18 protein-coding genes and 1 pseudogene are annotated in these 21,072 nt (G+C 58.8%); 12 read left to right on the top strand and 7 right to left on the bottom strand.

Features of this window, described 5'->3' with window-relative positions:
- The first annotated feature begins 29 nt into the window (after nt 1-29).
- The 9 genes from hmpA to ptaA all read left to right on the top strand — a co-directional run bounded on the left by hmpA (nt 30) and on the right by ptaA (nt 9,429).
- On the top strand, nt 30-1,211 hold the full coding sequence (gene hmpA, locus H045_RS16345; protein WP_015372931.1) for an NO-inducible flavohemoprotein: 1,182 nt from the start codon (nt 30-32) through the stop codon (nt 1,209-1,211).
- Between the two features lie 103 nt (nt 1,212-1,314).
- The gene (locus H045_RS16340) at nt 1,315-1,821 is read left to right on the top strand and encodes a disulfide bond formation protein B (RefSeq protein WP_003238382.1); all 507 of its coding nucleotides are present in this window, start codon (nt 1,315-1,317) and stop codon (nt 1,819-1,821) included.
- A gap of 791 nt (nt 1,822-2,612) precedes the next feature.
- Nucleotides 2,613-3,554: a ubiquinol oxidase subunit II gene (cyoA, locus tag H045_RS16335; RefSeq protein WP_003238385.1), complete on the top strand. Its 942-nt coding sequence runs from the start codon at nt 2,613-2,615 to the stop codon at nt 3,552-3,554.
- A gap of 3 nt (nt 3,555-3,557) precedes the next feature.
- A complete protein-coding gene (gene cyoB / locus H045_RS16330) occupies nt 3,558-5,576 on the top strand; it encodes a cytochrome o ubiquinol oxidase subunit I (RefSeq protein ID WP_003238387.1) in 2,019 nt (672 codons plus the stop codon).
- 3 nt (nt 5,577-5,579) lie between these two features.
- Nucleotides 5,580-6,203 (top strand): cytochrome o ubiquinol oxidase subunit III, encoded by a 624-nt coding sequence (locus H045_RS16325; RefSeq protein ID WP_003238390.1) that lies wholly within the window; start codon nt 5,580-5,582, stop codon nt 6,201-6,203.
- On the top strand, nt 6,203-6,538 hold the full coding sequence (cyoD, locus tag H045_RS16320; protein WP_003176003.1) for a cytochrome o ubiquinol oxidase subunit IV: 336 nt from the start codon (nt 6,203-6,205) through the stop codon (nt 6,536-6,538). Before H045_RS16325 ends, cyoD begins: the two co-directional genes overlap by 1 nt.
- Before the next feature lie 11 nt (nt 6,539-6,549).
- Nucleotides 6,550-7,437 carry a heme o synthase gene (gene cyoE, locus H045_RS16315; protein ID WP_003238392.1) on the top strand — a complete coding sequence of 296 codons (888 nt, stop codon included), beginning with the start codon at nt 6,550-6,552 and terminating at the stop codon, nt 7,435-7,437.
- Nucleotides 7,438-7,553: 116 nt separating this feature from the next.
- The gene (queC, locus tag H045_RS16310; protein WP_003238394.1) at nt 7,554-8,249 is read left to right on the top strand and encodes a 7-cyano-7-deazaguanine synthase QueC; all 696 of its coding nucleotides are present in this window, start codon (nt 7,554-7,556) and stop codon (nt 8,247-8,249) included.
- Between the two features lie 85 nt (nt 8,250-8,334).
- Nucleotides 8,335-9,429: a pyoverdine biosynthesis transaminase PtaA gene (gene ptaA / locus H045_RS16305; protein WP_015372930.1), complete on the top strand. Its 1,095-nt coding sequence runs from the start codon at nt 8,335-8,337 to the stop codon at nt 9,427-9,429.
- Between the two features lie 254 nt (nt 9,430-9,683).
- On the opposite strand, the gene H045_RS16300 is transcribed toward ptaA, so the two are convergent.
- From H045_RS16300 to H045_RS16275, 6 genes are all read right to left on the bottom strand, one after another.
- Nucleotides 9,684-10,388 carry a hypothetical protein gene (locus H045_RS16300; RefSeq protein ID WP_003238399.1) on the bottom strand — a complete coding sequence of 235 codons (705 nt, stop codon included), beginning with the start codon at nt 10,386-10,388 and terminating at the stop codon, nt 9,684-9,686.
- A 156-nt stretch (nt 10,389-10,544) separates the two neighbouring features.
- Nucleotides 10,545-11,558 (bottom strand): sensor domain-containing diguanylate cyclase, encoded by a 1,014-nt coding sequence (locus tag H045_RS16295; protein WP_015372929.1) that lies wholly within the window; start codon nt 11,556-11,558, stop codon nt 10,545-10,547.
- Nucleotides 11,559-11,754: 196 nt separating this feature from the next.
- Nucleotides 11,755-13,650, bottom strand: a complete 1,896-nt coding sequence (locus H045_RS16290) for an alkaline phosphatase D family protein (protein WP_015372928.1) — start codon at nt 13,648-13,650, stop codon at nt 11,755-11,757.
- A gap of 81 nt (nt 13,651-13,731) precedes the next feature.
- Complete coding sequence (locus tag H045_RS16285) at nt 13,732-15,975, bottom strand: ATP-binding protein (RefSeq protein ID WP_015372927.1); 2,244 nt, start codon at nt 15,973-15,975, stop codon at nt 13,732-13,734.
- The gene (locus H045_RS16280; protein WP_015372926.1) at nt 15,972-16,586 is read right to left on the bottom strand and encodes a biliverdin-producing heme oxygenase; all 615 of its coding nucleotides are present in this window, start codon (nt 16,584-16,586) and stop codon (nt 15,972-15,974) included. Before H045_RS16280 ends, H045_RS16285 begins: the two co-directional genes overlap by 4 nt.
- A 195-nt stretch (nt 16,587-16,781) precedes the next feature.
- Nucleotides 16,782-17,162, bottom strand: a complete 381-nt coding sequence (locus H045_RS16275) for a response regulator (RefSeq protein WP_015372925.1) — start codon at nt 17,160-17,162, stop codon at nt 16,782-16,784.
- 217 nt (nt 17,163-17,379) lie between these two features.
- Here H045_RS16275 and H045_RS16270 point away from each other — a divergent pair, with 217 nt between their 5' ends.
- The 3 genes and pseudogenes from H045_RS16270 to H045_RS25525 all read left to right on the top strand — a co-directional run.
- Entirely contained in the window at nt 17,380-17,754 is a 375-nt protein-coding gene (locus H045_RS16270) for a c-type cytochrome (RefSeq protein ID WP_015372924.1), read from the top strand.
- A gap of 42 nt (nt 17,755-17,796) precedes the next feature.
- The gene (locus tag H045_RS16265; RefSeq protein ID WP_015372923.1) at nt 17,797-19,842 is read left to right on the top strand and encodes a Rho GTPase-activating protein; all 2,046 of its coding nucleotides are present in this window, start codon (nt 17,797-17,799) and stop codon (nt 19,840-19,842) included.
- A gap of 106 nt (nt 19,843-19,948) precedes the next feature.
- Nucleotides 19,949-20,442 (top strand): annotated as a pseudogene (locus tag H045_RS25525) (sensor histidine kinase); the annotation flags it as partial.
- Here the strand turns inward: H045_RS25525 and H045_RS16250 are convergent.
- On the bottom strand, nt 20,439-21,062 hold the full coding sequence (locus tag H045_RS16250; RefSeq protein ID WP_003238420.1) for a DUF3916 domain-containing protein: 624 nt from the start codon (nt 21,060-21,062) through the stop codon (nt 20,439-20,441). The pseudogene H045_RS25525 and the gene H045_RS16250 sit on opposite strands and share 4 nt — an antisense overlap.
- Nucleotides 21,063-21,072: the final 10 nt, after the last annotated feature.

The following is a 21,072-nucleotide window of genomic DNA, read 5'->3' as shown; positions in this document are numbered from 1 at the left end:
TAGCTAATTTAAAAACCCAGGAGTCTCCCATGCTGACGGCCCAAGACCGCGCCATTATCCAATCCACCGTGCCCTTGCTGGAAAGCGGCGGCGAGGCGCTGATCACCCATTTCTACCGCATGATGCTGTCCGAGTACCCGCAAGTGCGTCCGTTGTTCAACCAGGCTCACCAGGCCAGCGGCGATCAGCCCCGCGCGCTGGCCAATGGCGTGTTGATGTACGCGCGGCACATCGACCGGCTCGACCAGTTGGGCGACTTGGTGGCGAAGATCATCAACAAGCACGTGGCGTTGCAGATTCAGCCGGAGCACTACCCGATTGTCGGCGCCTGCCTGTTGCGAGCGATCTCTGAAGTGCTGGGCAGCGAAATCGCCACGCCTGCGGTCATGCACGCCTGGGGCGCGGCCTATGGCCAACTGGCGGATATTCTGATCGGCGCGGAAAAGGCCCTTTACGACGAAAAGGCCCAGGCGCCGGGCGGCTGGCGTGGTGCGCGGCCCTTCAAACTGGCGAAGCGGGTGGAGGAGAGCGCCGAGATCACCTCCTTTTATTTTGCTCCGGTGGACAACGGCCCGATCCTCAACGCCGCGCCGGGCCAATACATCAGCCTGCGGCTGGTGCTCGACGGTGAAGAAGTGCGCCGCAATTATTCCCTGTCGGCCTTGAGCGACGGCGGCGAGTACCGCATCAGCGTCAAGCGCGAAGCCGGGGGGCGGGTGTCCGGCTATTTGCATGATCAACTGCAGATTGGCGCGACGATTGATCTGTTCCCGCCGGCGGGCGAGTTCACTCTGGTGACCAGCGACAAACCGCTGGTGCTGATCAGTGGCGGGGTGGGCATCACGCCAACCTTGGCGATGCTCGAGGCGGCCCTGGCCACCGAACGCCCGGTGCATTTTATCCACTGCGCGCGCAATGGCCGGGTGCATGCGTTCCGCGAGTGGGTCGACGGACTGGCGGCCAGGCATCCGCAGCTCAAGCGGTTTTACTGTTATGCCGAGGACGATGGGGGGAGTGCGGCGGCGGACAGTATTGGGCTGTTGAGCCAGGCGCAGTTGGCGGCGTGGTTGCCGCAGGAGCGCGACCTGGATGCTTACTTCCTTGGACCGAAAGGCTTCATGGCTGCGATCAAGCGTTACCTCGATGCGTTGGGCGTGCCGCCGGCGCAAAGCCGCTACGAGTTCTTCGGTCCCGCAGCTGCGCTGGAGTAACGCCGATCCAACGGATTAATCCCCCGTTAACCCCCCTCTGTTTAAACCATGCTCTGTGTGTAAACTTGCGCCCATTGGCACAACCAGACAAAGGAATACGGGGATGAGTGACGAATTGCGTTTAGGCAGAGAGCGGCGCTTTCTGGTGTTGCTGGGCATCATCTGCCTGGCGCTGATCGGCGGTGCGTTGTACATGCAGGTGGTATTGGGCGAGGCGCCATGCCCGCTGTGCATCCTGCAACGCTACGCCTTGCTGTTGATCGCGATCTTCGCGTTCATCGGCGCCGCCATGCGCACCAAGGGCGCCGTCACCCTGTTCGAAGGGCTGGTGATCCTCAGCGCGCTCGGTGGGGTGGCTGCGGCGGGGCATCACGTGTACACCCAGTTCTTTCCCCAGGTCAGCTGCGGTGTCGATGTGTTGCAGCCGATCGTTGATGACTTGCCGCTGGCCAAGGTGTTTCCGCTGGGCTTCCAGGTCGATGGCTTTTGCAGCACCCCTTACCCGCCGGTACTGGGCCTGTCGCTGGCGCAATGGGCGCTGGTGGCGTTTGTGCTGACGGTGATCCTGGTGCCGCTGGGCATATATCGCAATCGCCAACGCACGGGCTGAGCCTTACAATGAAAAGCCCCGGTGCCTTTGAGAGAGGGACCGGGGCTTTTTCGTGCGTCGGCAAATGTGAAAGGGCCGTGACGAAAGCCGATAAAGGGTGTGCGCAGCGTGCGACATGTTGTCACACGGACGCTGTCGAAGACCCTTTTCGGGCGGCGGTTTTGGCTTGTAAATTTGCACCAATCGGTCAGTTTGTGCTGTCAGTTCAGCACTTGAATCGGACCTTTGACAGGTCACGTTGGCAGCCCTTGAGGGGTGTCCCAATGCCTTGTTTTATGGGGACTTCGACGGCCTGAACATGCCCTTACAACCTGTAAGGGATGACCTGAATGGATGAATAGCCGGGCTTTTTTTGTGGGTTTTATTGAGAATTGACCGCAATAAGATCGCGCTTCCCGGCCCCGTCCGTAAAGAATTATTGCTGTAATCGATAAAAATTATTTCTTTATCAGACATGGTTTATACATCGCCAGCTAACTACAATCCCCGGCACTGAGTGTCCGATGCTGTGCAATATTTGAGCATCGCAGGGGTCGGGAGCGATGGATGGCTCTGTGCGACCCAGGTTCCGGCAGCCTTTCAACTATCCGCACCAAATGGAATTGGTCTGTAACAAGGCCTTTAACCACGAAATCGAATAAGAACGCGCCGCAGGTCAGTGAAACGTACAGTTTTTTTGGTGTGGCGGGCAGGCTCTTATTCAATCGAAGAGAAATGCCAACCCTTGGCAGGGTGAAGTGTTGGCGATCAAAACCCAACTGCATTGCGCAAGCTGCTTTAGAGGTCGTGAGATGAGTAAAAACAGGTACCCCCGATTACTAGGCTTTTTGCCGCTGCTTGGCATGCTGTTAATGCTGGGAGGCTGCAAGTGGACCTTGCTCGACCCAAAAGGACAGGTCGGTCTGGATGAACGAAACCTGATCATCACCGCCACCCTGCTGATGCTGCTGGTCGTGGTTCCTGTGATCATCATGACCTTCGCCTTCGCCTGGAAATACCGCGCGTCCAACACCAGCGCGACCTACGCGCCGAAGTGGTCGCACTCCACCAAGATTGAAATCGCGGTGTGGCTGGTCCCGATCCTCATCATCGTTGCCCTGGGTTATGTGACCTACAAGTCCACCCACGCACTGGACCCTTACCGCCCGCTGGAATCGGACGTCAAGCCGATCAACATCGAAGTGGTTGCGCTGGACTGGAAGTGGCTGTTCATCTACCCGGACCTGGGTATCGCCACCGTGAACCAGATCCGGTTCCCGGAACACACTCCGCTGAACTTCAAGATCACCTCCGACGCCGTGATGAACTCGTTCTTCATCCCAGCCCTGGGCGGCCAGATCTACGCGATGGCAGGCATGCAGACCAAGCTGCACCTGATCGCCAACCAGAAAGCTGAAATGGAAGGCATCTCCGCCAACTACAGCGGCGCTGGCTTCACCGGCATGAAATTCAAAGCGATCTCGACAAGCCAGGAAGACTTCAACGCCTGGGTCGCCGAAGTCAAGGCCGCACCTAAACAGCTTGATCAAGCTGAATACGACGCCCTGACCAAACCAAGCCAGAACAACCCTGTCGCCCTGTACTCCTCGTACGAGCCGAACCTGTTTCAGAAAATCGTCGACAAGTACGAAGGCATGAAACCAGGCAAGCCGGTCAAGCACGAGAAGAAAGAAGTGGCCGCGGCTGAAGGTTCTGACACGGGCTCGAATTCAACTGCTGGGGCAGAGGAGTAAACGATGTTTGGTAAATTAAGTTGGGACGCGGTCCCATTCCACGAGCCGATTGTGATGATTACCATCGCCATGGTCGCGCTGGGTGGTCTGGCACTGTTTGCGGCAATCACCTACTTCAAGAAGTGGACCTACCTGTGGACCGAGTGGTTGACCTCCGTCGACCACAAGAAAATCGGTGTCATGTACGTCATCGTGGCCATGGTCATGCTGCTGCGCGGCTTTGCCGACGCCATCATGATGCGTACCCAGTTGGCCATGGCCACCGAGGGTTCGCCGGGCTACCTGCCGCCTGAACACTATGACCAGATCTTCACCGCTCACGGTGTGATCATGATCATCTTCATGGCGATGCCTTTCTTCACCGGCCTGATGAACCTTGCCTTGCCGCTGCAGATCGGTGCGCGTGACGTTGCCTACCCGTTCCTGAACTCCCTGAGCTTCTGGCTGCTGGTATCCGGCGTGGTGCTGATCAACCTGTCCCTGGGCGTCGGCGAATTCGCCAAGACCGGTTGGGTTGCCTACCCGCCATTGTCGGGCCTGCAATACAGTCCGGGCGTGGGGGTGGATTACTACATCTGGGCCCTGCAGTTATCAGGACTCGGGACGACATTGACGGGGGTCAACTTCCTGGCCACCGTCCTGAAGATGCGCGCCCCAGGCATGAAACTGATGGACATGCCGATCTTCACCTGGACCTGCACCTGGGCAAACGTGCTGATCGTGGCGTCGTTCCCGATCCTGGCCGCTACCATGGCGCTGCTGTCGCTTGACCGTTACCTGGATTTCCACATTTTCACCAATGAACTTGGTGGCAATCCGATGATGTACGTGAACCTGTTCTGGGCATGGGGTCACCCTGAGGTGTACATCCTGATCCTGCCAGCGTTCGGTATCTTCTCCGAAGTGATCTCGACCTTCACCGGCAAGCGCCTGTTCGGTCACCACTCGATGGTCTATGCATCGGGCGCGATCTCGGTACTGGGCTTCATGGTCTGGCTGCACCACTTCTTCACCATGGGTTCGGGGGCCAGCGTCAACGCCTTCTTCGGCTTGGCGACGATGCTGATTTCCATCCCGACGGGGGTGAAGCTGTTCAACTGGCTGTTCACCATCTACCACGGTCGTCTGCGCATGACCAGCCAGGTCCTGTGGACCCTGGGCTTCATGGTGACCTTCGCCATCGGCGGCATGACCGGCGTACTGCTGGCCATCCCGGGTGCTGACTTCGTGCTGCACAACAGCCTGTTCGTGATCGCTCACTTCCACAACGTGATCATCGGTGGTGCGGTATTCGGCTACATCGCAGGTTTCAGCTTCTACTTCCCGAAAGCGTTCGGCTTCAAGCTGCACGAAGGCTGGGGCAAGGCTGCATTCTGGCTGTGGATCTCGGGCTTCTTCGTCGCGTTCATGCCGCTCTATGCACTGGGCTTCATGGGCATGACCCGTCGTCTGAACGCCACCACCAACCCTGAGTGGGTGCCGTACCTGTACGTCGCCATGTTCGGTGCGTTGATGATCGCGGCGGGTATCGCCTGCCAGTTGATCCAGCTGTATGTCAGCGTGCGTGATCGCAAGCAGAACCTGTGCGAGTCCGGCGACCCGTGGAACGGCCACACCCTGGAATGGTCGACCTCGTCGCCACCACCGTTCTACAACTTTGCCGTGATCCCGACTGCGAACACCATCGATGCGTTCACCGAAGCCAAGGAAGACGGTACTGCGTACCAGAAACCTGCGCACTACGAACCGATCCACATGCCGAACAACACCGCCACTGGCGTGGTGATGGGCGCGCTGTTGACCGTGTTCGGTTTCGCGATGATCTGGCACATCTGGTGGCTGGCAATCGTGGGCCTGGTGGGCACTATCGGTTACTTCATCGTCCATGCTGCACGTGACGATCAAGGCTACATGGTGCCGGTGGAAACCATCGAACGCATCGAAGCCGAGCAGCACGCTCGCCTGGTAGCCGAGAAGAAGATTCCGGCCAACCGTGTTGAAACCCCGTTGGAACAGGTTTAAACCATGTCGAACTTAGCGACCAATGCTGGACACGCCCATGTCGATGACCATGGGCACCACGACCACCACGACACCGGCCCGATAACCGTCTTCGGTTTCTGGCTCTACCTGATGACCGACTGCATTTTGTTTGCGTCGATCTTCGCGGTGTACGCGGTACTGGTAAACAACGTAGCGGGTGGCCCGTCGGGCCACGACATCTTCGAACTGCCTTACGTGCTCGGCGAAACCGCCTTGCTGTTGTTCAGTTCGATCACCTACGGCTTCGCCATGCTGGCCTTCTACAAAGGCAACAAGAAGGGCGTGCTGAGCTGGCTGGCGCTGACCTTCCTGTTCGGCCTGGGCTTCATCGGCATGGAGATCAACGAGTTCCACCTGCTGATCTCCGAAGGCTACGGCCCGCACCGTTCCGGCTTCCTGTCCGCGTTCTTCACGCTGGTAGGCACCCACGGTCTGCACGTATCGGCAGGCCTGCTGTGGATGGCGGTGATGATGTATCAGGTCAATAAACACGGCCTGACCAACACCAACAAGACCCGCCTGAGCTGCTTGAGCCTGTTCTGGCACTTCCTGGATGTGGTCTGGATCTGCGTATTCACCGTCGTCTACTTGATGGGGACTCTGTAATGGCTAATGCACACTCCCATGACAGCCATGATGCGAGCCACGGCAGCGTAAAGTCTTACGCTATCGGCTTCATCCTGTCGGTCATCCTCACCCTGATCCCGTTCGGCTTGGTGATGTACCCGACCTTGCCGAAGTCGATCACCCTGATGATCGTGCTGGCATTCGCAGTGATCCAGGTGCTGGTGCACCTGGTGTACTTCCTGCACCTGGACCGCTCCGAAGCCCAGCGCGAGAACGTGATTGCGTTCGTGTTCGCAGGTCTTGTGATTGTTCTGCTGGTTGGTCTGTCGCTGTGGATCATGTTCAGCATCCACACCTACATGATGGCGAAGTGAGGTAAGACCCGATGTCGCTTAAGCACTTTATCCAAATCACCAAACCGGGGATCATTTTCGGTAACGTGCTTTCTGTGGCAGGCGGCTTCTTCCTGGCCTCCAAGGGGCATGTCGATCTGGCCATCTTCCTGGCGGCAATGATCGGCACTTCCCTTGTTGTGGCGTCCGGTTGCGTGTTCAACAACTGCATCGACCGCGACATCGACATCAAGATGGAGCGCACCAAGAATCGTGTGCTGGTGCAGGGGCTCATTTCCCTGAAACTGGCACTGATCTTCGCGACCGTCCTGGGTGTTGCCGGTGTGGTGTTGTTGTACAAAGTGGCCAACCCGCTGGCGGCGCTGTTTGCCGTGATCGGTTTTGTCATCTACGTCGGCCTCTACAGCCTGTACCTCAAGCGCAAGTCGGTTCACGGCACGCTGGTGGGCAGTCTGTCGGGGGCGATGCCGCCGGTGATTGGTTATGTGGCTGTGACCAATAGCTTCGACATGGCCGCGCTGGTGCTGCTGGTGATGTTCAGCCTGTGGCAGATGCCGCATTCCTATGCCATCGCGATTTTCCGCTTCAATGACTACCTGGCTGCGTCGATCCCGGTTCTGCCGGTCAAGCGTGGCATCCAGGTGGCCAAGAAACACATCCTGCTCTACATCCTGGCCTTCCTCGTGGCGACCTTGATGTTGACCTTCAGTGGCTATGCCGGCATGAGCTACCTCGCCGTTGCCGCCGCCATGGGCATGTACTGGCTGTACATGGCCTGGACCGGCTACAAGGCGGTGGATGACACCGTCTGGGCGCGCAAGCTGTTCGTGTTCTCGATCTTCACCATCACCGCGCTCAGCGTGATGATGTCTGTTGATTTCCAGGCACCCAAAGAGCTGTTGCTGACCTACGCACACTGAGTCATCGAGCATTGGCTCTTGAGCCAAAGTCAGCCCCGCCCTCGAAAGAAGCGCGGGGCTTTTTATTGAGCCACCTTTACACTCTTCCCCACTTCAAAGCAGGCAGGAACAAAAGCATGAGTAAAACAGCCGTTCTGGTCTTCAGTGGCGGGCAGGACTCGACGACCTGCCTGATCCAGGCCCTGGCGCGTTACGAACAGGTGCATTGCATTACTTTTGATTACGGTCAGCGCCATGTTGCCGAAATCGAAGTGGCCCAGCGGTTGGCCAAACAGCTGGGTGCCACCGTGCACAAGGTGATGGACGTTTCGTTGCTCAATGAGCTGGCCATCAGCAGCCTGACCCGCGACAACATCCCCGTGCCCACCGAGAGCTCAGGCGCTGGCCTGCCGAGTACCTTTGTACCGGGGCGCAACATCCTGTTCCTGACATTGGCGTCGATCTACGCCTATCAGGTAAAGGCCGACACCGTGATCACCGGCGTGTGCGAAACCGACTTCTCGGGCTATCCCGATTGCCGGGACGCATTCGTCAAGGCGCTGAACAAGGCGCTTGAGCTGGGCATGGATTACCCATTGCGTCTGGACACCCCGTTGATGTGGCTGAACAAGGCCGAGACCTGGGCTCTGGCCGATGACCTGGGTCAACTGGAGCTGGTGCGCCAGCAGACCCTGACCTGCTACAACGGCGTGATCGGCGACGGCTGTGGCAATTGCATCGCCTGCGACCTGCGCGCGCGTGGCCTCAATGACTACCTGCAGAACAAGGCGGCGGTCATGGGCAGCCTCAAGCACAAGTTGCAGTCGAGCTGAAGTGCGGTTAAATCCACTGACCGGCTTCTCGTCATACTTCCTTACACAGTGAGCATTCAGCACTCGCCTACAAGGAGTAGACCCCATGGTCAGCGTCAGTCGTCGTTCCCTTCTCGCCTTTGGCGCCGCATTACCGGTGCTGGGGCATCTGAACTGGGCGCACGCCAGCCCCGCGCCGGCAACGACTGACACTGTACGGCTCAACTACAACGAAAGCCCCTACGGCCCGTCAGCCTCTGCTCGCGATGCGATGCAACGGGGTATTACAGCGGCGGGGCGTTATCCCTATCCGCACATGTACGCGCTGGCTGCGCTGTTCGCCCAGCAGCAGGGCATCGCCGAAGAGCAGGTGGCGGTGTTTGCCGGCTCCATGGCCGCCCTGCGCTATGCCGTCCTGGCGTTTACCAGCCCCACGCGTGGCCTGGTAATGGCGACACCCTCCTACGAAGTGCCGCGCCAGTCAGCACAGGCGTGGCGCGCGCCCGTGTGTGAGGTGAGCCTGAGCGCCGACCATGCCCACGACCTACCCGCCATGCTTGCCGCCGACCCCCAGGCGGGCATGTTGTACCTGTGCAACCCCAACAACCCCACCGGCACCCTGACGCCCATCGAGGCGATCCGGCATGCGCTGGCAAACAAACCCAAGGGCAGCGTGCTGGTGGTGGACGAGGCCTATATCGACTTCTGCGATGCCCCCAGTTGTGTGAGCTGGGTGACCGACCACGACGACCTGCTGGTACTGCGAACCTTCTCGAAGATCTACGGCATGGCCGGCGCGCGGGTGGGCCTGGCGGTCGGTCATCCGGCGCTGCTGGAACGGCTGGCGATATTCGGCGGCGATAACGTCCCGGCGGGCTCAAGCCTGATGGGCGCGCAGGCCAGTCTGCAAGACATCAAACTGCTGCCCCAGCGCAAAGCCCTCAATGCCCAGGCGCGGGATGAGACCATCGCCTGGCTGAAGGGGCTTGGATTCACCTGCACGGCCTCGCAGAGCAATTGTTTTATGGTCGATGTGAAGCAACCGGCGCAGCAGGTGGTTGAACGGCTGGCGGCACATCACGTGCTGGTTGGGCGTGTGTGGAGCAACTGGCCGCAGTGGATACGGGTGACGGTGGGTAACAAGCGGGAGATGGCGCGCTTTCGCGAGGTATTCGCAGCGCAGGTCGAACGGGTCAGTTGAGATGCCAAAGACTCAATGTGGCAGCCACATCCCTGTGGGCTTCTTGTGGCAAGCCCTAATGCCGTTCAGTTAAGCGCAGATTCCCTGTGGCGAGCAGGCTTGTCCTGCGTTGGGCTGCGCATCAGCCCCAAAGCCAGGCGCTGAGGCGTATCAGGTACACCGCGTTTTGCTGGATTGGGGGCGCTTCGCACCCCAACGCGGGGCAAGCCCGCTCGCCACAACAAGCCCGCTCGCCACGACATCCCCTCGCATAGTTACTGCTGGGCGATGCTGTAACCGGCGAACGCCGTCTGCTGCTGCAGCGCGGTGATCACGCTCTTGCGGTTCAGCGGCTGTTCTGCGCCTGAGTTATCCACAAAGCTCTGGACTTCCAGCTCGGCCTCATCGCCTTCACCTGCGAAGCTGAACCCCAGGAATTCGAATGCCTCACGGTCGACATTGAGCCTGGAACGCGGCGTGCGCAGCGGCAGGGTCACGCTGACGCCATCCTTGCTGATGACGAACACTTCAGCGTCTTTTTTGGTCCGTGCGGCCTTGCTCTTGCCGGCGCTCGGATTGCTGATGGCTTGATGCGACTGGTTCAGCACCTTGAGGGCCAGGCCGTACACCAGTTCCTGAAACTCGGGGTCGTCCTTGAAGCTGGACAGGATGCGGCTGATCGAGAACTTGCTGCTCAGGTCTTCCAGGGCGAGGTTGTCGGCTGCTTCGGCGTCCTTGAGTTGCTTGAGTCGGCCCATCAGGTCATAGGCCTTGTCATCGTCGAAGGCGTCATGAGCCTGACGTATAGCCACGCGCAACTCGCGGATCTGGTCGCTTTCCTTGGAGGTGTGAAACGCGTCCAGCACCATCTCGCTGATGATCTTGGCTGCAGGCACATGCTGTGAAAGATTGATGGCGTTTTCGTATTCAGCCTTGGCGTGCAAGGTGGCTACGGATTCTTTGAGGTGGGAATCAGGCATTGAAATTTCACTACTTCAGTAAACGGAGACAAAAAAGCGTCGGGCATTTTCAGGGGGGAGGGGGGTGAGGTCAAGGCGGATGCGTGCTACTCGTCCAGTTGCGCGCCTTTGCCGCAAACGAAATAAACTCTCCGGCTCGTTAATAAAAGTCGCGATCTACTCCGAAACCCTGTTCTTGCCCGCCGCCTTGGCGCGGTACAACGCCTGATCGGCGCGCCTCATCAACGCGGCCGCCGACTCCCCCTTCTGACGTTGCGCCACGCCCAGGCTCAAGGTCACGCAAGCAGTGTGCAAGGTGGGCATCTGCGCGATGTGCTGACGAATGTCTTCGGCCGCCCGTTTTGCCGCGTCCAGTGTGGTTCTGGGCAGCACCACCATGAACTCATCGCCGCCCCAACGGGCCGGCAGGTCGCCAGTGCGCATGCCCGCCTTCAATCCCTCGACCACCCGCAGCAGGGTTTCGTCGCCCATGCCGTGACCGTAATGGTCATTGATCTGCTTGAAGTCATCGAGGTCCATGGCCACCAAGGCCAACGGCAGGCGAAAACGCTCGGCACGCTCGCATTCTTCCAGCAGGACTTTCTCCAGGCGATAACGGTTGGCGATGTGCGTCAGGGCGTCCTGTTCGGCGAGGACGCGGTTCTCTTCCAGTTGCAGCTGCAGCTGTTGATTGACCCGGGACAGTTCACGGGTGCGGTCGGTTACCAGCGCTTCAAGGGACTGGTTGCGCTTTTGCAGTTGTTCGATGGAGTGTTTGCGCGAATGAATATCACGGTGCGCGCCGACCATGCGCCCTACCGAGCCGTCGGGGTTGCGCGCAATCACATAGCCCCGGTCTTCGATCCACAGGTAGTTGCCGTCTTTTTTTCGACAGCGATATTCGCACTGGTAATGGGGCGCGCGCTGGTTGATGTAGTCATCGAAAACAACCATCACGTTGGGGTAATCGTCAGGGTGGATGACGTTCTCCCAGGTAAACACATTGTTTTCCAGGGAGTGGCGGGAATAGCCCAGCATCTCGTACCAGCCGGGGTTGCGGTAGACGAAGCCGGTGTTGGCGTTCCAATCCCAGATTCCGTCGCTGACCAACTCCATGACGGCATGCAGCATGTCGGCGTTGAGGTTGGAAAAGTCGTTGCCCAAGGGGTCATTGCCGGATGTATCGTCCATCTGCGCGCTTCCCTGCGTGTGCTGGCGCCCAAGGCCAGTGTGTGTTGGCGCCGATACTCCGTGGCAGGTCTCACTTTACATGGGGGGGCTGTGGGGTTTGAATAGGAGGCGTGTGCTGCTTTAGTGGGATGGCGATTGGCTACTGCTTTTGTATGGATGCACATCTACCCGGTGAGGGTAGTGCGCACCCTGGCTCTTATAACAGTGGCTCGACCATCCTCGTCCGAGGTCTCCCATCCGCATTGTGCTGGTAGATCGCTTCAGGCTCGCCCTGTTCATTGAAAAACACCTGGCCGATGCCCGCCGAGTTCCACAGCCGTTCGCCGGCTTCGGCATGTTCCGGGATGTGCGGCACCACTTGCATGGTGCGCCGACGAGTGAACCAGTTGAGCGGGGAGCGTGGAGAGTAGAGCCAGCGGTTGAGGCGGTCGAACCATTCCAGCAGGCGCGGGGGAAACTGGTTCTTGATGCCGCTGCTGGTGACCTGCCAGAGTTTGGGGCCGCCGTTGCGGTGGCGGATCAGCACCTGATAGACAAACGAATAATGCACGTCGCCGGAGAGGATCACGTAGTTACCCGGTGTGCGCGAGTGGCGGAAAATATTGAGGATCACTTGGGCCGCGCCGCGATGGGCCATCCAGTTCTCGGCGTCTACCAGCAGGGGGTGACCGCACCAGCTGAAGACCTTTTGCACCGTCTCGATCAGCTTGACGCCAAACACCGGCGCAGGCGAGACGATGATCGCTGAAGGATGGTCCATCAGCGTCTGTTGCAGATCGCACAGGGCCTCCCAGTCGAGCAGCCCGGAAGGTTGCTTGAGATTGAATTCGCTGCGCCAGCGCCGGGTGCGGGTGTCAAGTACCACCAACGCCGGGGTGGTGGGCAGCGCGTAATGCCATTGCTGGAATTTCAACAAGGTGTCGATCAATTCATCCTGCGCGGCGGCGTTGAGGTGATTGTTGTGCGCATGGTTGGCGAGTGCCTGGGTTTGCTGAACCAGTTCGTCAAACACCTGCGGCTGGTTGCCCCAGCCCTGGCAGAGCATGTAGGCGAGCAGCGCATTGCCGATGATGCGCTTGGAGAAGGGATGGCCGTAGGCGGTTTCTTCCCATTGCGCGCTGAGGTTCCAGTCATCGGTAATGTCGTGATCGTCGAAAATCATCAGCGTCGACAGATGCGCCAGCACCCGGGCGACGCCGGGCAGTCCATTGCGGAACCGATCGATCTGCACCTGCTCCTGGGCGTAGCGCGGTTGTTCGTCGGCGTGCAACGGCGGCGGTGCAGGCGTGATCAGGCTCCAGGGCGCAGGCGACCATACCAGCAGGTACATCGCAATCACCTCGGCGAAGGTCACCAGATGATTGTCAGCGGTGCTGCTGGTGAAAATCGGCTTTTTGGTGCCGCCAAAGAACCGCTCGCGCAGGGTCTGGTTGCTCTCCAGCGCCGGCAGCAGGTCGGCGCGATGGTAGTAACTGGCGCGATGCCCGTACAAATTGGCGCTGTCGTCCACCACGGCACCTTCCAGATGCTCATCGAACAGGCCCAGGCGCTCGATCAGCGCGTGAATCGCCCTGAGCATCGGCCCGGCGACATCATCGGCGTACACCTGGTCGCCGCTCATCATCAACAAGGCCGGACGTTCAGCCGGGGAGTGGGCGCTTGCCAGCAAACGATCGGCGCACAACAGGCCTTCCTCGGCGCTGTGATGGGGTTTACGGCAGGAGCCATGCAGCACTTGGTGCAGGCGGCTGTGCAGCACAAAGCTTGGGCATTCGGTGTCGGGGTACAGCAGATGGGGCGCCCACTCGGCCATGGGACAGGCGTCTACCAGCAGGTCGTAACCGATGCTCACATCCTGCGGCAGGGCGTGGGCCATCGGCACGTCGATCAGGTGGATAAACGCGTGACGGCCGACGGGCACCACTTGGCAATGCGCATCGAGGCCTATGTCCAGGGTTGTGTCGGGCAATCGCAGCCTCAGCACAAGCGTCAGCTCGCGGCTGGCTACCAGCCAGAGCACCAGGCGCCGGGGTTCCAGGCGCCGCAGCAAGGGGCCGGCAAGGACGGAAGGAAGCGACGACTGCTCAGGCATGAAACGGACGACTCACAGTGAGGAACAGGCCCGCAGGATAACGCAGGCCCTGCCGTTTATGTCGCCCGATCCACCTGCGGGTCAGTTGTGGGCGTCGTCGGTCACCCTGGGCACCGTGAAGCGGAACTCACTGCCGCGCCCCAGCTCACTTTCTGCAACAATTTTGCCGCCGTGGGCCTGGACGATGCCTTGGGTGATGTACAGGCCGAGCCCGCTGCCGGTGGGATTGTTTTCAGCCTGGGTCCAGTAGCGATCGAACACGTAGGGCAGTTGGTCCGCAGCAATGCCTTCACCCGAGTCGCGTACCGAAAACACAATCTCCTCGCCATTGCTCATGGCGCTGATACCGATGTTGCCCTGGCGTGGGGTGAATTTGATGGCATTGCCGATCAGGTTCGACAGCACCTGAAACAAGCGCTCCGGGTCAGCATTGATCAGCAGGCCGGGCTCGGTGTTGAACGACAGGTCGATACCTTTTTCCATCGCCAGCGGTGCCAGCAGTGAATAGGCTTCTTCGAACATCTGGCTCACATCCAGCGGCACCGGCTTGACCACGTAGCGGCCGGCCTCGATTTTCGATGTGTCGAGCAAGTCTTCCAGCAGCACATTCATGCGCGCCGCTGCCTGTTGCATGGTGTCGATTGCCGAGGAAATCCGCCGCGATGTGTGAGGGCCATCGGAGCTGAAGGCCTTCTGCATCATGCCGCAGAGCATCGAAATGACGGTCATCGGGTTGCGCAGGTCGTGGGACACCACCGCCACCAGCTCGTCACGCGCGCGCACCGCCTGTTGCTCGCGCAGCACCTGGCGCGACAAGTCGTTTTCCAGGGCCGAGCGTCGCAGATCATTGGCGGCGAACAGGTCGCCGTGGCTCCACTTGGTGGAAATGCCGGCCATCTCCACTTTCCAGATTTCAAACGAGGTGCGTGGGCGAAGGCGCATGCCGGCGTCGGAGCTTTCCAGGTTGAGTGGCTTGCTCGGGTCGCCGCTCCAACTGATGTTTTCCTTCACCTCCGGGCGGAACCACAGCACACCGTTGTCCACAGGCTTGGGCAGGCTCATGGCGAGCACGCCGCTGGCCACTTGCTGGAAGTCGACCGCCGGCGGGTACAGCGCCGCCAGGTTGTGGCTGGCGAACACCGGCTCGCCATTCTGTTGCAACCAGCGGTGCAGGGCACGGATTTGCGCCGGCTCCGGGCAATTGCCGTAACGGTGCAGTTGCTTGTCCTCGATGATTGCCACGCCGCCGGACAAGGTCAGGTCCATCAGCAACTGGCCGCACTGGGCAAGGCCGTCGAATACATTGTTTTTCGACGCTTTCATTGCCTCCTCCAGCAAAGCCAGGGTGTCGACTTTTTCTTCGCGCTGGCGGCTCAGTTCCAGGGCCTCCATGGCGCTGATTTGCAGCGACAGCACCTGGCCGATGGTCTGGCAGGCGGTACGCAACTCGTGCGGCACCAACAGCGGCTCACGGTTGCCGCAACTGATCAGGCCCCAGAGCTTGTCGCCCTTCATCAGCGAAATGCTCATGGACGACAGCACGCCCATGTTCTGCATGTACTGGCAGTGAATCGGCGACACGCTGCGCAACGTGGCGAAGCTCAGGTCCAGCGGCTGGTCGATGTCCGGGCGCAGCTTGGGCAACAGTGGCACCGGTTCGTAGGCCGCATTCGGGATAATGCGCAGCCAGTTGGTGCGGTACAGCTCGCGGGCTTGCTCGGGGATGTCGGACGCGGGGAAGAACAGACCGTTGAACAGTTCCATGGACGGCGCGGACGCTTCGGCGATCACCTGTCCATGGCCTTCCTCTTCAAAACGGTAGATCAGCACGCGGTCGTAACCGGTCATCGCCTGGATTTCGGTCACGCTGATTTCGTACAGCGCCTGCAGGGTTTTCGCCGATTGCAGGCGTTGCAGCATCTTGCCCAGGTTACTGGTGCGACCCTCAAGCGCTCGTGGCTGGAAGTCCTCAAGCCGTGGCTCGAATTCCAGCACCAGCACGCGCTGATGACGGTGCAGCAGGCCCAGAAACTGCGCGCCATTGAGGCTGACATGCAGGGGCGGTGCGTCGGCGAACGTATTGTGCGCGGCCATGCTGTGCACGACCTGGGCGTGCTCGGCGCCGATCAGCGTGTGCAGCGGTTGGCCCAGCAGCGACTCGGGCGTGTGGCCGAACAGGGTGCTGACATTGGCACTGACCTGGATGATGTTCAGGTCGGGCTCCGACAGCGTCAGCAGCACGCCGTGGGGCTGAATCGCCCCGGGAAAGCGAATGGGCTCGTCGGCACAGTTGGCAAGCAGCTCTTCGAAATCTTCGGTTTTCATAGCAGTACCTCCTGGCGGTCGAGCCATTGCTCAAAGCCGCTGAATGTTGAGCGGGCAGCGATCACGGCACGTTGTTTGTCAGCCGCGTCCAGTGTCTGCCGGTCCAGGTAATCAAGAAATGTTTTCCAGCGCCGTCCGGTCTCGGCGCCATATACATCAAGAAATGCGCCACCGTTGTCGGCATCCACGCCCAGGCGTTGAGCCATCTCCCGACGCAATACCTGGCCTCCGAGGGTCGCGCCTTCCAGCACATACAGGGCACCGAGGCAGGCTGCGGTGGTGTCGAAAGTCGGGAGATCGGTCCAGCGGGGCAGGGCGCTGATGGCGGCGTCGTTCAGGCCGAGGGCGTGAAGGTCACTGATCAATGTCGGCGTTTTCTCACGCAACGATGTGTCAAAACCTTCGGGGATCAAGCCGCTATCGTGCAGCGCTGCTTCAATCGGCGCATAGAAGCCGAAGTACGCCTGCAGCAGACGTCGATACCACTGGGCATCCAGGCGCTCGGAAAAAAACGGCATACGTTTTTCCAGTGCGACGTGCAGCAGGCCAGTGCCCGTGCGCAGCGCTTCCAGCAGAGGTGGCGCACCAACGTCATGGGCCTGTGAGTGCATTCAGTAAGCTCGAACTGTGGGCCTGTGGGCCATGAATGACGCGTGAAAATGGGCGACAATTCTACACAACTCGGTGCAGCCAACTGTACGCACGAGGCGAAATGGCTGACAGGCGGATCAGAAAAGTCGCTTATTGCTGACTAAATGACCGCAATAACGAACTCGAAGTTCGGTTTGAGTGATGTCGCGACGCTATCAATGCATCGAAACACCCTGTTGAGTCAATGCCGTCTGCACGCATTCAATCAGATGTCGGGCACTCCAGGGTTTGGGCAGAAAGCGTACCGAACCGCCCAGCTCCTCGGCGATCCTGGTATTGCCGGAGGTCAACAGCACCTGCACCTCGGGCCAGCGGTGCGCAACCACGCGGCTCAAGTCATAGCCATTGAGCAAACCGGGCATCTGCACGTCACTGACAATCAGGTCCACGGGCTCGTCGCCTTGCTCCAGGTAAATCATGCCTTCATCCGCCGAAGGAAACGACGTCACCACCGCGCCGAAATCTTCCAGCACATCCACCATCAACGCCCGAATGATTTCGTCGTCTTCCAATACCAAAATCGATGGCTGAGCCATGATCCTTACTCCACCATCAGGGGTTCAGTAAGGTGGAGTGGGCAGTGGTCGATTAGGTTCGATTGGATGTTTTTTAAACGATGGGTGGTCGGTTAGAGGGGCTGGGTTGGGTGTTTGCAGGGAGCGGCGGCACCGGCATCGATCCGCAGACGGTGTGAACCGGCATGGGATTCTGACAACAGGCATAATTGCCGGTAACCGCCGATGGGGAGTTTCCATGAAATACGCATTGATCGTTCTAGCCCTTTTACTGAGTACCCCTTCAGCCTTTGCCGCCGGCGATGCAGAAGCGGGTGGCAAGCTCTTCACCAAGACCTGCGGCGGATGCCACAGCGTCGGTGAAGGCGCGCGGGGTGGCTTCGGACCGGAGTTGAACGGCATTATCGGCAGGCCCGCAGGCGTCACTACCGATTACCAATATTCCGACGCGATGAAGAATTCGGGTGTGGTTTGGACGCGGGACAAGCTTGCGGCCTATATCGAAGACCCGAAAGCGGTGGTGAGCGGGACGCGGATGATTTTCTGGGGGATCAGTGATCGGGAGAAGATTGAAAATCTTCTGTCGTACCTCGAAACATTCCAACCCAAGTAGTCACGGAAAACGGCGTTGATGCAACCTGCTCAAGGAATTCTGATGGAACGGCCTCTCCTTAAGTTAGCCCGCAGTCACGGTCTCGCGCACCCTGCGAAACTCGATAAGTTTGTCGTAACGGACTGGGTCGAAAAATACGAACAGTTACGCAATGGGCAGGAAGTGGAGCGAGGCTTTCTCAATGGCGCTGTGTGGCTCAATAACCTCTTTAATTATGTGAAGCTTGCGCGGGTTCAATTCTCTTTCAATGCAGACCTGGCATTGACGTACGACGCGCTGATTGGCGCACATGTCGCCGCAGCCAATCATTTTTTTTACGCAATGTCGTCCGAGCAGCGCCGGATGATGGAGGCTAATCCTGCATCTTCTCTGGAAGAGATATTGTCCTATCGGTCTCTGTTGACCAACAGCGAACTCGGGATGGAGCCCGAAAAGCTCAACATGCACCGGCTTGACTCCCTCTGCGGCCCAATCTGGGATCTTTACCAGAATCGCAATGACTTGCGTGCTCTGTACCCTGACGGCTGCCCGCATTCCTTGAGTGCCATGGACTTTTTTTTCAACGAGAACGTGCTCGTCCAGATGACTCACAGTTTCAAGAGGATCTGGCAGGAGTTGCTCTACGGTGGCATGGAGTTTTGTGCGGATAAAAATGGCGTGGTGCTTTCATCCACTTCCCAGAAAGCGGATTTGATCAAGGCCGTTTATGAGTATCGACGCGACCATGGTAACGGCGCTGCCGGGCTGTACATAGCCAGCGACTTCAGGCGATTCCACGCAATCATCACCCAGTTTCTGGCGGGCATGCGGTATATCCAATGCGATGAAGAGGGCGGGCTGTCGCTGGTGCCGTGGTCTGATCTAAGCGAAAACGTGAAAAAAGCCGCGCTTTATGCGCGGATGGTCCCCTATTACATGCTCGACGGTTATTTGCTTCCGTTGTTCGAAGCGGCGCAGCGCTCACGCGATACTTCGCCTGAGTGCAGGCACCTGCTGTTGGCCTGGCTTCATTTGTCCGTATTTGCCGCAAACCTCAAGGAGCGCGACGAAAATAAGCCGGACCCGACGGATTGGGACAGCCTTCTGACGTTATGCCCACGGGTTTCCCAAGAAGTGTTGGTTGCCAGGCTGACCGAGTGCATGGGGCTTGATCGCCAACAGATGAACGCGGTGGTCGAGGTGCTGACTTACGAGGCGAAAAGCCTACAACACGACCTTTGGTCGAGGCCGTTGATCAAGGTGGATGATGACTTTTTGATCCCGGTGGCCGCGCTATTAACAGCCAGCATTCCGAGAAACTTTGATATCTGGTTCCAGGAGGTCGACCCCGACCCGAAACGCCGAGGAAAGTTGTTCGAGCGATACCTTCTTGGGGTTCTGGAAGAGTGCCGCGTTTCAAACAGGATACTCACCAACCTGAACTGGTTGGGCGCGGTCGAGTTCAAGTGTGCAAGTGTTGCCGAGGAAATCGATCTGGTTTTTTCGTTCGGCAACCTGTTGGTGGTCTGTGAACTCAGGAGCCGAAGAGCACCGATTACCCCGTTGGACTATCACAATGATCTGAATGACAAAAACGGTATTGCTCGCAAAGCCAATCAGGCGCTTAAGAAAACGCGTCATGTCAAAGCCGGCTTGAAGGACTTTTGCAGCCAGTATTTTCCGCAGCTTCTGACCTTGCCTGAGGTAGTGGTGATGCCGCTGGTGATTGTCAGTGGTCAATACCATGCAGGTTTCCCATGCAATGATGTGCCGGTGTTGGATGTGCACCTGCTCAAGCACTTCCTCAAGGATGCACAGGCCCGTTTTGGCGGGCAGCCCGGTTCGGATGTCGACCATCAATATGGGTTTTCGCTGTACAGCGATCTCGAGCAAGCACAGCGCGGTTTCGCCGCGTATGCCGCTGACCCGGCGCTGATCAAGATCCTCCGCGCCCTGGTCAAACCCCGCCTGCATAACCATCCGATACCCGGCAGTGATTTGCCGCCCGTACGCAGTCTGTTTTACACGCTGTCAGACATTTCATTCGACGAGTACCTGGCCGCGGCCAATTCGGTGTCAGGTGGGCGTCTGGAAAAAATGTACGACTGAGGACGTTGGCGTCGATGGTCGCTTAAGGTTGTTCGCGTACATTTCTGAACAGCATCAACCGCGCGCTTTCATGCAGCCCACACGTGAGCGCCTGCAAGCGTTGAAACTCAACCCGGTTTGCCACCGAGTGCAACTCACCGAGCTGGTACGCGAAGAGCTGGCTGAGCTGGCGCCGTTGGCGATGGAAAAGGGTGAGGAACTGGTGCTGGAAGACAACGAGGATTGCTGGGTAGAAACCGAACCGATAGCGCTGGCCATTGCCCTGCAGCACCTGGTGACCAACGCCCTCAACTTTTCCCCGCCGGGAAGCGAAGTAAAAGTGGTGATAGGTACCCACTGCCTGAGCGTACAAGACCAGGGCCGGGCATTGAAGAAGCCGAAATAGAGCGCCTGTCCGAACGCTTTTACAGCCGTGGCAATGCCAATGGTGCCGGGCTCGGGTTGGCGATAATGGAAATGATCGCCAGCAAAATCGGCTGCCGCCTGGCGTTGCACAACCAGGAGCAGGGCAGCTTGCGCGCGCGGTTGGTGTTTGATATTTCGGAGCCGGCGAATCGGGTGTTGATTGAGGTGGCGCGGGTTGAGGTTAAGGCAAGTTAGTTGGACGGACCGAACAAATGCGGATGCTGCGCTTGGAAGGATTTAAAGGTTTGATACTTCCAGCGCTCTCCACCAGAGGCTTCATCGGTTGTGCTGACTTCGCCGAAGTACCAATGTTCAGATTCAAAGGTGTTTCCCTCTTCATCCTCATGAGTGAAGTAAAAACCAACTTCGTGGAGGCCCGGCGGCAGGGTCAAGCCCCATTCGCTGACGAGGCTTCGGCCGGTAATGCGGGTTTGACGGAAGTACTCGTAGTCGAAGGGTTGAGTGTGGCCGAGATAGCGGGCTTTGTCGGTGTAGACACAGACTCGGCTTGAGAACGTGTCTGGGACCATGATGCAGGCGACGACCCAGCACTCAGGGTCATCGCCTGATCGTGCTTCAAGCAAGTGACCTGCAACCTTGATCAACTGTTGAGCACAATGCGCCAGAATTTCCGGTGTGGTTTGCTCACCTTCAACAAGATTTTCGATAACCGGAATTTTTATGTTTATGTAGTCGGGTTGCGGCGGTAACTCTTCGTAAAAGCAGCCTTCGAAGCTATTTGCCCACCGGGTAAGGGCTCTGAGGTGCCTGGGGATGTTGCGGATTTTTTTGTTTGTCAGTGACAGTCTGCGCATGAGGCTGAAT

The sequence above is a fragment of the Pseudomonas poae RE*1-1-14 genome (assembly GCF_000336465.1).
Taxonomy (GTDB): domain Bacteria; phylum Pseudomonadota; class Gammaproteobacteria; order Pseudomonadales; family Pseudomonadaceae; genus Aquipseudomonas; species Aquipseudomonas poae.
This window is presented reverse-complemented; position numbering and strand designations above follow the sequence as displayed.